Source organism: Leptolyngbya sp. DQ-M1 (assembly GCF_039962505.1).
In the GTDB taxonomy this organism is placed as follows: domain Bacteria; phylum Cyanobacteriota; class Cyanobacteriia; order Leptolyngbyales; family Leptolyngbyaceae; genus Leptolyngbya.
This window is the reverse complement of sequence record NZ_JAMPLJ010000004.1, coordinates 645,856-658,811: the sequence shown is the minus strand read 5'-3', so window position 1 is coordinate 658,811 and position 12,956 is coordinate 645,856. Positions and strand designations below refer to the sequence as shown.

11 protein-coding genes are annotated in these 12,956 nt (G+C 50.0%); 6 read left to right on the top strand and 5 right to left on the bottom strand.

Annotated elements, in window-relative coordinates; translation table 11 throughout:
* Positions 1–58: 58 nt before the first annotated feature.
* Positions 59–838 carry a 3-methyl-2-oxobutanoate hydroxymethyltransferase gene (gene panB, locus NC981_RS16350; RefSeq protein WP_348243917.1) on the bottom strand — a complete coding sequence of 260 codons (780 nt, stop codon included), beginning with the start codon at positions 836–838 and terminating at the stop codon, positions 59–61.
* Between the two features lie 106 nt (positions 839–944).
* Between panB and murJ the strand changes: the two genes are divergently transcribed.
* The 5 genes from murJ (at position 945) to NC981_RS16325 (ending at position 5,600) form a co-directional block, all read left to right on the top strand.
* Positions 945–2,567: a murein biosynthesis integral membrane protein MurJ gene (gene murJ, locus NC981_RS16345; RefSeq protein WP_348243957.1), complete on the top strand. Its 1,623-nt coding sequence runs from the start codon at positions 945–947 to the stop codon at positions 2,565–2,567.
* Positions 2,564–2,986, top strand: a complete 423-nt coding sequence (locus tag NC981_RS16340; RefSeq protein ID WP_348243916.1) for a DCC1-like thiol-disulfide oxidoreductase family protein — start codon at positions 2,564–2,566, stop codon at positions 2,984–2,986. The genes murJ and NC981_RS16340 overlap by 4 nt, the downstream gene beginning before the upstream one ends.
* Positions 2,983–3,417 carry an MEKHLA domain-containing protein gene (locus NC981_RS16335; RefSeq protein ID WP_348243956.1) on the top strand — a complete coding sequence of 145 codons (435 nt, stop codon included), beginning with the start codon at positions 2,983–2,985 and terminating at the stop codon, positions 3,415–3,417. Before NC981_RS16340 ends, NC981_RS16335 begins: the two co-directional genes overlap by 4 nt.
* A gap of 514 nt (positions 3,418–3,931) precedes the next feature.
* Positions 3,932–4,324 (top strand): Mo-dependent nitrogenase C-terminal domain-containing protein, encoded by a 393-nt coding sequence (locus NC981_RS16330; RefSeq protein ID WP_348243915.1) that lies wholly within the window; start codon positions 3,932–3,934, stop codon positions 4,322–4,324.
* 511 nt (positions 4,325–4,835) lie between these two features.
* Positions 4,836–5,600, top strand: coding sequence for a hypothetical protein (locus NC981_RS16325; protein WP_348243914.1), 765 nt, complete (start codon positions 4,836–4,838; stop codon positions 5,598–5,600).
* A gap of 84 nt (positions 5,601–5,684) precedes the next feature.
* Here the strand turns inward: NC981_RS16325 and NC981_RS16320 are convergent, their stop codons facing one another.
* The 3 genes from NC981_RS16320 to NC981_RS16310 form a co-directional block, all read right to left on the bottom strand.
* Positions 5,685–6,302 (bottom strand): hypothetical protein, encoded by a 618-nt coding sequence (locus NC981_RS16320; RefSeq protein WP_199298609.1) that lies wholly within the window; start codon positions 6,300–6,302, stop codon positions 5,685–5,687.
* 162 nt (positions 6,303–6,464) lie between these two features.
* On the bottom strand, positions 6,465–8,093 hold the full coding sequence (locus NC981_RS16315) for a CHAT domain-containing protein (protein WP_348243913.1): 1,629 nt from the start codon (positions 8,091–8,093) through the stop codon (positions 6,465–6,467).
* A 45-nt stretch (positions 8,094–8,138) separates the two neighbouring features.
* Positions 8,139–10,283, bottom strand: coding sequence for a protein phosphatase 2C domain-containing protein (locus NC981_RS16310; RefSeq protein ID WP_348243912.1), 2,145 nt, complete (start codon positions 10,281–10,283; stop codon positions 8,139–8,141).
* Positions 10,284–10,460: 177 nt separating this feature from the next.
* On the opposite strand from NC981_RS16310, the gene NC981_RS16305 reads away from it, so the two are divergent.
* A complete protein-coding gene (locus tag NC981_RS16305; RefSeq protein WP_348243911.1) occupies positions 10,461–11,468 on the top strand; it encodes a two-component regulator propeller domain-containing protein in 1,008 nt (335 codons plus the stop codon).
* Between the two features lie 95 nt (positions 11,469–11,563).
* Here the strand turns inward: NC981_RS16305 and NC981_RS16300 are convergent, their stop codons facing one another.
* Entirely contained in the window at positions 11,564–12,907 is a 1,344-nt protein-coding gene (locus NC981_RS16300; protein WP_348243910.1) for an FAD-dependent oxidoreductase, read from the bottom strand.
* Between the last annotated feature and the right edge of the window lie 49 nt (positions 12,908–12,956).

Sequence of the window (12,956 nt, the reverse complement as noted above, 5' to 3'; positions counted from 1 at the left end):
TCAACGTGGAGAGAGGCGTTTCGGCGAAACGCCTCTCTAAGTATCTGGTAGCACTTGATTACTCCACCGGGAATTTGCCCGATCGCACCTCTTCACAATATTCCTGCACCGATCGCGTAATCAACGTATTCAAATCCAGATACGCTTTCGCAAACTTTGGCTTCCACGTTCCCAACCCCAACACATCGGAAGTCACCAGCACTTGACCATCACAACCCGCTCCCGCCCCGATGCCGATGGTCGGAATCGTCAGCTTTTGCGTAATCGTTCGCGCTAATTCTGCGGGGATGTGTTCGAGTACAATCGCAAAGGCTCCCGCTTGTTCGAGCGCGATCGCTTCAGACAAAATTCGCTCTCCCGCTTCAGTCGATCGTCCTTGTTGCCGAAATCCCGTTTGCCGAACCGATTGCGGCGTTAATCCCACATGACCCATCACCGGAATTCCCGCTTGCACTAACCGCGAAACCGTTTCCGCCATTACTGGATAGCCGCCTTCTAGCTTCACGGCACCCGCACCCGTTTCTTTGAGAATGCGACCTGCGGAGTGCAGAGCTTGCTGCACACTTTCTTGATATGTCAGAAACGGCAAATCTACGATCAGAAGTGCTTCTTTTACTCCACGTCGCACCGCTTTTGCGTGGTAAATCATTTCATCAAGCGTGAGCGGCAGCGTTGTATCGTGTCCGAGTGCCACCATTGCCAGTGAATCTCCGACCAAAATGGCATCAATTCCCGCACGATCGAGAATCGACGCGATCGCGTAATCCCAAGCGGTAAGAATGGCAATCGATCGCTGTTGTTGTTTCCACTGAATCAGGTGTTGTGGCGTAACGGGCATCGGACAATCAAAGAATAGGAGTGAATCTATCTTAATCTTTCAGTCTGAATGTTTGGGAAGAACACAAGATGATTAAATAGGTGAAGTCTTTTTGCCGTACCCTGTTGTGACTGAAACTCCGAAACCTAAACGCTCCCTTGCAGGCATCGCGGGAATTGTCGCGATCGCAACGCTGATCAGCAAAGTGGTAGGACTGATTCGACAGCTAGCGATCGCGTTTGCGTTTGGAGTCGGGACAGCAAAAGCCGCTTACGATATTTCTGTCATTATTCCAAGCTTCTTTTTGATTTTGCTCGGTGGGATTAACGGCCCGTTCCACAGTGCGATGGTCAGCGCTTTAGCAAAACGTCGAAAAGAAGAATCCGCCCCGCTCGTCGAAGCAATTTCGACACTGATCGGGCTTGTTTTTCTAGTAGTGTCACTGATTGTTTTTTTCTTTGCACCGTTCTTTATTGATTTGCTGGCAAGTGGATTAAGGCAGACTGCGCAAGGGTTAGAGACTAGAACGATCGCAATTCAACAACTGCAAATCATGGCTCCGATCGCTTGGTTTGCCGGCATGATCGGAATTGGCTTTGGTACGTTAAACGCAGCCGATCAATATTGGCTACCGTCAATTAGTCCACTGCTTTCTAGCCTGACATTAATCATCGGCATTGGAATCTTTATCCTGACTGCGGGAACTCAAGTGACTAATCCGAACTATGCGCTGATTGGGGGAATGGTTCTCGCGACCGGCACACTGTTGGGAACGGTTTTACAGTGGCTCGCGCAATTCTGGGCGCAGCGACAATCAGGATTAGGACGATTTCGAGTTCGCTTTGTGTGGAATGATCCGGGTGTACGGGAAGTGTTTCGCGTCATGGGGCCTGCGCTGTTCTCGTCGGGAATGCTGCAAATTAATGTGATCACGGATTTGACGTTTGCTGCCTATCTGCCAAATGCGGTTGCGGCGATCTCTAGCTTGGATTACGCCAATCTTTTGGTTCAGACTCCGCTAGGACTGCTTTCAAATATGATCCTGGTGCCATTTCTACCGATCTTTTCTCGGTTGGCTGATCCGAGTCAGGCAGATGAACTGAAGGCGCGAATTCGGCAGGGACTTTTGATTACCGCGATCGCGATGTTGCCTCTAAGTGCCTTAACGATCGCGCTTTCAACTCCGATCGTGCGAGTGGTTTACGAACGGGGAGCCTTTCAACCGGAAGCAACTCAATTAGTCGCGTCGGTATTGATGGCCTATGCTGCGGGAATGTTCGTTTACCTGAGTCGAGATGTTTTAGTGAGAGTATTCTACGCGCTTGGAGATGGCGATACTCCATTCAGAATTAGTATTGTCAATATCTTTCTCAATGCGTTGTTTGACTTTCTACTTTACCGACCCTTTGGCATCGTTGGAATTGTTTTAGCAACGGTGAGCGTGAATATTCTCTCAGTCTTCGCACTGCTATATTTTCTCGATCGTAGACTCAATCGATTACCCCTGCTGGAATGGAGCTATCCGATTTTGGGGCTGACGATTGGCAGTTTTATTGCCGGAACCGCAAGCTGGTTTATCTCGAATGCGATCGCGAATTTTTCCAGTCTTAACGGCTTCTGGCTTGCATTAGCGCAGATGACGATCGCGGGTTCGGTCGGGCTTGGACTCTTCGCTCTGATTGCAAGTCAGCTAAGATTACCAGAAGTAGACCTATTTACCGATCGTATTCGTCAACGCCTCCGCCGATGAAACCCTACACTGTGATTTATGACGGGCACTGTAATCTTTGCTCGAATTTGGTTCAAGTTCTGGAACAGATTGATAAGGGCGATCGCTTTCAATATCTGCCAATGCAGGATGAAGCGGGATTAGCTCAATTCGGCATTACCGCTCAAGATTGCGAAATGGGCATGATCCTAATTGATAATGTGACACCCGATCGCCGATGGCAAGGAAGCGATGCTGCCGAAGAAATTGGGCGACTGCTTCCGGTGGGAAATGTATTTGTCACCGTTTACCGAAATCTACCTGGCATGAAATGGGTGGGCGATCGCGTGTACGAGCAGGTGCGCGATAATCGATATGCTTTATTTGGTCGGCGATCGAGTCCCTATCAAACCGCTTATCCTGCTTGTGACACAGCTTGCAACCAGTATTTCTCGAAATGAATTCTCCCTGGCAACTTCAACAGGCTCAGCGTTTAATTGATAGCTTTCATCACTGGACAGGAAAAACGCTGATTCAAACGCCCGAAGCTTTATTTGAGGCTCCGTTTGTCGTCGTTTCTCATGGCACTGACCCTGATCCGATCTTCAACTACGGCAATCGGCAGGCGCTAACGCTGTGGGAAATGGACTGGGAAGCCTTCACGCAATTGCCTTCAAGAAAATCTGCTGAGCCTGTCAGCCAAGAGGAACGATCGCGGCTGCTCGCTCAAGCAAAAGCGCAGGGTTATATCAGCGACTATCGTGGAGTCCGCATTTCTAGCGCGGGTAAACGGTTCTGGATCGAAGATGTGATCCTTTGGACAGTGTTAGATGAATTCAACCAACCCTCTGGACAGGCAGCGACATTTTCGACGTGGAAGTTTATTCCGTAAAGCTTGTTCATGAAGAAAAATTGCTTAATTCAAACTGCTTTGCTTCGTGATGACTTTGGGATAGAAGCGGCAGTTCTTCACTCAGGAAATCGTCTTCAAAAAACAAATACTTTAGTGGCCTTTGCTACAGAAACTACCCACGCTCGTCCTACTTTTTCGGCTCAGTTTCCCGACATTCGGGAACTGCATCAATCGCATTCAAGAAATAAATAAAGAACCTGCAAATCTGTCAAAGATCTACGTCTATCTATAGGAAGAAGGACTAGAATATTGAATGTCAAGTTTGCTTCACAAAACCAGCCAGCAGAGCTTAACTAAATTACGAGAAAGTCTTAAAAGATGGACGTAATTTCGTGAGCTTTGTTAAGATAAGTAAAGCAGATTGGATACACAACAAACTCTGGAATCGTCTCTCCAGAATTTCACTTCATCGCCCGTATTTGCTTCATCGATCGTTGTAGACACTTCACGGACGACTCTCTACACATCTCACCAGTTCGAGGAACGTTTCAGCATGAGCTTTCAGAAACTCGGTGGCTCCGCGCAAGAGCGCGATCGTCACAGCAGCATTGCCATCTCCGGCTGGGTCTCTCACCCATTCGCCCCTGTCACCTCTGCACCCCCTGTCTCTCATTCGTTACCTAAGCCTTTTGCTCTCCTCGCTCCGCTGCGTCGTAAGCTAGACAGCATTCAGGTTCACAATCCCAAATTTGCTCATTTTCTAGCAGATCATATTCCCGCTCAGTGCCCATTCGAGCGCGATGTTAAGCTATTCGGCCGCACACTCCTGCACATTCCTCCCATGTGCAAACTCAATCCGCTTTATGAAGAGGTTATTGCCCTCCGCTTCCGGGCATTGTGCTATTTAGCAGATGAATGCGGCGAAGATATCAGTCAATATTGCTAAACATAAATCAACCTAGTTTTGCACAGTGGCGGTTTTGAAACGATTGTGGGTTCAGACCGCTTTTTTCGTGCGATAAACTCCGCAAGCCATAGGTTGCAATTTATATTTCTAAACCCTTCAATTTACATCTAGAAAACTAACTGCAATCAAGCGCTTGCATAGGCGTAAACTTTCATCTCTATCGCTTGTCTGTTGGGGACAAAATGGTATCTTTGAAATTGAAGCAACTAACAGCTTCCCTGGCAGATCAAACAGCCAAATCTAGTTAAATTCAAGAGGTCAAGACGCTGTTTAACTCTACATCTGTCTCGCTCAACGGCAACAGCACCAAGCTCGAAATCTGATATTTCCTCTTCTGGCACTTTGGGGAGTTTCTAAACAAACTGGCGCTTAAATATTAATTTAGTGTCCAATTTGTTCAACTCTATCTAAAATGGATTTACTTGAGGAAGTCACTCGGAGAGTAGTAGCTGGGTGCTGTTGTAGTTTTAAATAGAAGGCAGATTGCAGCATGGCGATCATTGCGCTGAAGGCGTGGTATTTGGAGCAGTATGAACCCATTCGGGAGCTAGAGAAACGTCCCCATGATTTAAGACTAAGCAAAAATAGTCTGCTGAAATCGGGCTTAAGGGCTGACTTTCTTGAGGATAGCGCTGAGGTGAAGAAATCGACCTGGTTTCAACGGTATCTCCAAGGCGAAACGGTTGAGTTTTACATCGAAGGAAGCGGCGGCTACGCAATTTCTAATATTGATCTCTCCAGCCACGAAATCTACTTCTCAAAACAAGAAGTGATGGCAAATCTAGAGCCTGAAATCTTCTTTTCCTATCAGACCGAGTTTACGGAATCCGGCGATCTACTCCGAGATGAACTCGAATCCGTCATTGATAGCTTGAATCGTCGATCGCGCCTCCCCATCACCCTGCGAGAATCCCACCGCCTCAGCGAAGGAGCCATTCGATTGAATAGCTCCCTGATGCGATCAATTCGTCAATGTCTTTTATTTATCGGCGATGGCACTTCGATCGCTCAAATTTCCGATACGCCTCCGCTCCTGATTCCCAGCCCTAAAGTGTGTGTCGAAACGGGCTACGCGCTGCAAAGTAAGCGATCGGAGCAAGTTCTACTGGTGCAGATGGAACGCTCCGATATGCCAGGGCAGTTTCCATTTGATCTACCGAGCCAGAATCGATTGGTGTTCAAAGATAAAACACAACTGCGGAAGCTATTACCGAAAACGATCGAATCCCAACTCCAGCGCTTCAATCTGCTGTAGAACAAAGCTGCAGAAATCAGACCGGTAAATGCGAAAACTCTGGATTATAACAGAATCCAGAGTTTTTAAGATCTTTTCGCAGGATTAATCTTGAGCTTCGTTCAGTGCATACCGAGCGATCGCCAGCGTCAATTTCGCCTGCTCCGTTTCCGACAGTCTCGCCCAGTCGGTCGCCTTTACCGCTTGTTCTTCACCGCGCATCGAGTAAGCCAAGGGACGCGCTAACACTTGTAAATCTTCTTCTGCCCACTGCGGCAGCGCTTCTTGTACACACTGAACCAACTGATCTGCCAGAGTTGCGGAGGAATTCGCTAGTTTCTGCGCTTGCTGAGCGATCGTGTTCAAAATCGATTGTGGCACGGTTGCAAATTTTTGCGCCAGAGAGGTTTCAAGCGTGGGAGCCGCGAACAGCGAATCTAAATGAGAGAAAAAGGCATCGGCACGATCGGCAACTTCAGCATCAGAGAGCGCATCGAGTGAGAATTTCTGCTCTAAGCTGTTGAAAAACGATTCTGCCTCCGGATCAGCCGGATTCCAAGGATAAGCGATCGCGCTATCGGGAACTTCCGCGACCTCAACTTCTACAGTGTCAGCATTGTCCGGCTGATTCCACCGCACCGTCACTGCTTCCGAATCAAGTAAGGCATCGACGAATGCTTGCTGAAGTTCATGAGAGTTAGAAGGACTTGCTTCGTGTGCCATGACAATAATCCGCATCTGTAATTGAACTAAGGGTTGGTGTGTTTGATGGCTATAGCTTCAAGCCCAGTGTTACCAGTTCCGTAACTGACCTATCAATTTACGCTAAATTACTTAAAATCTCCAAACCTTTACGATCGACCTCCGTAACTCTAAGGGCAGATTTTAGTTTCTTCCATCCGCAGGCGAGACCAAGAACTCTAAAACAGAGTTCTGAGAGCCACCAAACTTAATCTGCGCCCCTGAATATAAGGGCACCTCGTAATTATGGACTTTCTGCCACCCGTTCACCGTCGAAATCCAGGTGCCATAGCGTGAAAAATCCCGCAGAAAATAGGTCGGCTGCATCGAATCAGCGCTGCGGGAAAAAATTTCCGCGTGTTTGCGCGAAACACCGGGTTCGTTCGCTAAGACCAAATCATTCTCGGTGCTCATGCCCACGCGCATCAAGCCACCGCGAATCGTCCAAATCTTGGCGTTTTCCAGCGATCGCAGCGATGCGATCGGATGCTGCCCCCCTAGCTGGCTCGGTGTGTGGGGAATTTGCGTTAATCCTTCTTCGATCGGTTTAATCAATTCCCCGTTGAATTCCGGGTGCATATACAACACAGGCAATGTCCAGGCCTGGTGATTGAATCGAAACAAAGTCAGCAAATGTTGACGCGCAACGGCAACGGATTGATCGATCGGCATTCGATCGCTCAACGCTTGAGCAAAGGCTGCGATAAAACTCAGCGCTTCTTGATCGGTAATCGAATCTCGCATCGCTAACACTGCGGGCACTCCGTGATGCAGCAACACCTCCGCTAAGCTACTTCTCGGAATCGTCTGGTGATGTTGTTCCTCTGGTTGCGCTCCCCAACACGCATTAAACACGGCTAGTTTGACCTGACAGCGAGTGAGCACCTGTGCTAGTTCTGTCCCATTCATCGGCTGATTGGGGCGCAGAAATAGCAAGCCACCATCGGGCGCAGGAACGCCGTGACCCGCATAAAACAGGACATTATAATGACCGTTCTCCAGCCGATCGATCAGGTCTGCTGAAGTCGGTTGCAGCAGCGTATCGACGAAACAAGGAGCCGCAAGCCGACCCATTCCCGGTCGCTCTCGTAGAATTCTCGAGAGCGCGGTTGCTTCTTGCTCTAACTTCAGTCGCTTCAACTCGTCGCGCTGTCTGCCTTCAAATCCAACGTTAGGCAAGTCGGGCGCGGCATTTTGTCCTAGAACCAAGAGTACATTCAGGCTGGTTTCCGATCGCAGTTCCGGGAGTGCATCGACATCGGTGGTGGTGCGACTAAATAAAAGCTGCTGACTGAGCGAGATTGCCTGCTTTCCCGCATCGCTTTGCATGATCTCCCAAGGCAGCGAGATCAGATCGGGATCGCGTACATCTAATCGTACCCGGAGCGCTTTTCCTTTGCCCTGAGCGATTCCCTGGCTGCGATTTAGACTGCTCTGAATCACGCCATCAAACAGCCATTGCCACAGATTAATTCCCAGATCTTGCATTAAGCGGGCGCTGCGCGGAATCGGTTGACCGATCGGCAGTTCTGCGGCTCGGATTGGCGGTGTGCTGACCTGCGAGACGTGCGGCACGTCCGGAACTCCACGCGAGGAAAACATTTCCTGCCACGATCGCCAGTGGTGCATCAACTCGTCTGTCCATAGACAATCTCGCAGCAAATATCCTCCCCGATAAGGAGCTTCAATCACATGGATTGCGAAGTGCTGGGCTTGGGAAGCGCGTAATCGCTCGATCGCAAGACTTAAACAGGGAAGTTCAGACGGTGACATGAATTGGCAAAAGCTGGTTAACTCCAGAACTTCAATATTAATATTCTATGGGGTGGAAGGAACGTTCGGTTTTGGCAGTTCTGTTGAAGCAGTACAGACTCCGAGTTGGTTGGAATCAGCGATGGAGAAGGGCGCGATCGCGCTTTCTTTCTGCAAACCGATGTCTCCGGCTTTAACGGCATTTGGCAGTTTCGCATCTGGATTTGGGGTGCAAACTTTTAGGCGTATCCAAGTCGATCGATCTGTCGTGTTCTGCTGTCGTCCCAGGACTTGTAAAACGGTTCCCGGTGGGATTTGTCCGACGAGTTCGCGAGCAGGATCAACCGGCGACCCAGATGTTCTCAAGAGTGGAAGTCCTACGTCGCTTGCAGGGCGATCGAGACGAATGAGTGCGCCTGTGTCCAGAGCGCGGGGAGGATCGGGTACAGGCGGAACGAGCGGCGATTCTACAACGGTGGGACGACGATTGCTCAGGGTGGGAATGAGTTCTGGGACAAATAGTGCCGCGATCGCGCCTGCTACGCTGAATAATCCCAGAAGCATCAGCAACGTTTTGAGCCAGGACGATCGGCGCGGTTGCAGTTCGGTTCGCAGTCCGGGCGGCGAGGTGGAAGGCGCAAACATTTGAGTTGGTTTTGTCCGTTCTGGTAGCTCACTGAGTTGCACGGTGGAGGATTGCCCCGTTTCACGGATTTGACAATGAATTAAACCGACGGTGACGTTATCGTGACCGTTCTGCGTGTTGGCGATTTCCACTAATCTGCGGGCAACGGTAGCAAGATCGGTTTTACCGTCAAGCATTGGAACAATTTCGCTTTGCCAGTATTCTTCGACGAGATCGTTATCGCTCAAGCCATCCGAACACAATAGGAAAACGCAGTCTTCATCGAGAATAAATCGTTGAGTAGAGGGATGCAAAGTGTTTGAACTTCCCATGCCCAGAGCTTGTACGAGTGAGCCCGCCGAGGAGCGTTGTACCGCTTCCCGGTATAAGGTGTAGCCCGATCGCGCTTGGCGGGAGGCAACATCATCATCAAGCGTGACCTGATAACAGCCGCGTCGAGTAATACGATAAGCGCGACTATCGCCAACGTGCGTCAGATACAGTTCGTGCGATCGTACCAGTCCCATAACGACTGTAGTTCCCATACGTTGCCGCTCTTGTCGCCGTTCTGCATCGTTCTTTGCGGCGATCGCGTCATTGGCCCTCAGCACTGCTTCTTCGAGTCCCCACTCCAGATTCTGGGTTAGCGTTTGCGTGTGCTGCACGATCGTTTGAATTGCCAGGTTTGAGGCAACTTCTCCCCCTTCATGCCCACCCACGCCATCGCAGACAATCAGGAGGGAATGATTCGCACCGCTAGTTCCGCTCACTGGATAACAGGCATCTTCGTTACTTGAACGACTTGGGCCCTGATCGCTGAGCGTGGCGAGTTGAATCTGTCGAGTTTGTTGGGTGCTTTGAGACGCGATCGCAGCATCTAGCACTTCGATCAAGCCTTCTGCGTTGGTAATCTGTCCTTGAATTAAATTCTGACAGACTTGATTCAAGAATTCTGCGATCGCAGGCTGGACTTGCCAACTTGACCAAAATTTTCCCAGTTCTGCAAGTGGAACCGTGCCTCGATCTAGCTCTAGCTCTAAGACTCTAACGGTATCCCCATCTGCAAAGATAAGATCAGAATTCAGCAGCGTAGAGGCAGCTTTTTCTACACTCAAACTGCGCCAAAGTTGTGCCAGTTGCCGCAAAAAGTGAAGCTGACGAAATCCGCGACTTGCATTCCACACTTGCTCTAATCGCGGCATCAATTGCCCGGATAAATCTTCTCCCTGTTCAGAACGCGCCCCACTGGGATAGAGCGGAGCCGATTCTAGAAAGACGATCTCGCCAACCACGGCATAGGGCTGTGGAATTGCAGGGCGTTCGGTCATCAGGTGCAAATAAGGTTCGAGCGGTGGGGGGACTTCGATCGCGCTCGTCGGCAGCCCTGGTTTTGTGTCTAATGCGATTTGACCGGACTTAATCAAAAAGCGATCGTCGATCAATTCCCCAGGTGAAGCAGTTGATCCGAGTGCCCACAGGTAACGCTTTGGAATTCGGGTGTGACAGTTGTGGCAAAACGGCTGGCTTTCAGAATTGAGCGCCTGACAAAAACAGTTGGGGCATTGCACGATCGAATCAGTTTGCATTGAAAGAATGTCTCTACGAGTTGCCCGGTTCCGATGGCGTGAAGTATTTCTCACTCTAACAATTTTTGTCGATCGTAGCGGATAAGACGACGGTGATTCGAGTGGAATTCCGGGTTTCCTCGCGTTGCGATCGTCCGATTTGGAGGCACAATAAACCAGATTTTACTGAGATGGGCTATGTCTTTCGTGCGCCGCCGATTCGGATTTGCTTCGCTGTTGCTGGGTTTGACCATTGCCGCACCAAGTGCGACCGCTGTACCCCCATTTGCGCCGATCGCGCCGCCTCCGGTTGCGCCATCTTTACCGCAGGAGAATCAGCCCGATTTTCGAGTGGCAGGACTTCAGCGCGATTTTCAAGGCAATCTCTGGGTGGCAACTTCACGCAGCGTTGCAAAAATTGATCCTAATACCGGAAGAGTGCTGGCACGAGTGCCATTGCCGAATCTGACGATCGGGGCGCTGGCTCAAGATCGGGTGGGTCGAATTTGGGTCGGCACCAGTGAGGGACTTTGGCGCATCGATCCAAAAACGAATCAAGTGACTGCGCTCAATCTCTTTTTGCCATCGAATCGGGTGTTAGCTTTGCTTGTCGATCAACGAGGCTTTCTTTGGGTCGGGACTGATTCGGGATTGGCGCTGGTCAGCCCGCATGAAGGGCTACTAATGACGACGCTGAAGAACTTACCAGGTGTGAGTGCCAACGCGCTCAGCCTCGATCCACAAGGTCAGCTTTGGGCGGGAACGCTCGATAGCTTGGTGCAGGTCGATACAGCAACCGCCAAGATTCTTCATACGACCAACTTGGAGGAAGGAGCGGTTCAGGCTTTAGCGCTCGATCGACATGGCTCCCTCTGGGCGGGCACAACGAGCGGTCTGGTGAAAATTGATCCGGCAAATCGGCGACGGGAGCGATCGATCACATCGCTGCGGGGGCGTGAGATTCTGTCTGCGGGATTCGATGCCGTGGGCAGCATTTGGGTGGGAACCAATCGCGGATTGCTGCGCGTGAATCCCTACAATGGCGCGATCGTCGGTGAAGTACCGAATTTGCCTTCAAATCGTGTGTTGTCGCTTGCGCCTGATACTGGGAATAAGTTGTGGGTGGGAACCAGTGAGGGATTAGCCTGGGTGAGTATGACTAATTTTCAGACGAGACCGCATTTGCTATTTTCTAGAACGTATTAATCGCACGCGGTTAGCAAAAAAATTGCGCTTCTTTATTTTGCGTTGGCAAGGAGTAGGGGGTTAAACAGAACGACACCCCACTTCCCACTTCACAACTAATTCAGAATTGCGATGTTTGCATTGAACCAAGTGCGATCGACCTCACAACCTAGATGCTGCTGAATTCGTAATAAGTCCTGTTCTGCATTACCCAAGCAAGTTGTAGCACCGGGTGAAGGTGTCACGTTAAACCGGATGCCATTGCCTGGATCAATCTCTGCCTGCCCCAAAATGAGCTTGCCCTGAGTTTTGTCAATTAGCTGAGGACGAATTCCACCCACTCCATGAGCAAACTCTAAATCCTCTAGCTGCAAAGATGGCACAATCTTCTGTGCATCTTTTAGAAACAGGCGACGACTGACGATCGGCACTTCAAATGCAAAGTTCTTCAAAATGTAGTTGCGAATGTCCCGCACCTTAAACAAATCCCAAAGAACAGCGCTGACACGCTGATCAAAGCGCAACACTTCCAGATAATCCACAAACGTCTTCAGGTTGTAGCGCTCTAACAAGGGCAGTGGTAGCGCCGTTGGCCCAAACCGAGTCTTTCCAGGCACAGTCACATCCGGATCGCCATGAATTGCTGCGAACGGAAGTTTATCATTCTGCACGGTGTAAACCTTGCCGTTGAGGACTTGGGGTGTAAAGTAGAAATTCCCCGCGACCGGCAAGCAAGAATATTCCAGCCCAATTCCCATGCGGTGAGCAAAGAGCAGGCTATGTCCTCCGGCCGAGACTACAACAAATCGCGCCGTAATGGAGGTGTCTGCGATCGTAATGCGGTAGTTCTGTCCGACCGGTTCGATCGACTTGACCGGACTGCCTAACATCAAATCCACTGTCTTATCTGCCACTTCTTGTGCTTGCTCCACCAGGGACTGAGCCAAAGCACCATAGTTCACGGCAGTATAGTCATCAAGCACTGCAAGCGCTACCAGTTCTTCGGGTCGATCGTGTTGGTTGAGCTTAACAACGTTCGGTTCAACCTCAGCAATTTGCGCCTTTTCTAAAAGCTGCATTCCCCCAAAGTGCGGCTTAAATTCCTCGTACCGTTGCCGCAAAATTTGACTTTCTTCGGCTCCCACGCCTAGAACCATCTTGGGATAGCGGTAGATGACTTGATCGCGAATGGCTGGAGGTAGTGCAGTCGAATAGCGCACGATCATATCTGCCGATCGCCGCACCTTCAGTGCTTTTTCCAGGCTGTAATTCGTCTCGATGTCGCCGCAGTGAATTGTCTGGCTGTTATTGCTAGATTTGGAATTCACAGTTGCAATTTGCGAATACTTCTCGACCAGAGCGATGCGCTTTAGATCGGTAAATTTTGCAAGCGAATAAAGTAAAGCGGTTCCTGTAACCCCACCGCCAATCACCACGACATCGTAGACCTGCTCTGCCATTTCTTTAGATTGATAGATATTCAGCTTATTCAGCCTAACGTATGCAGGT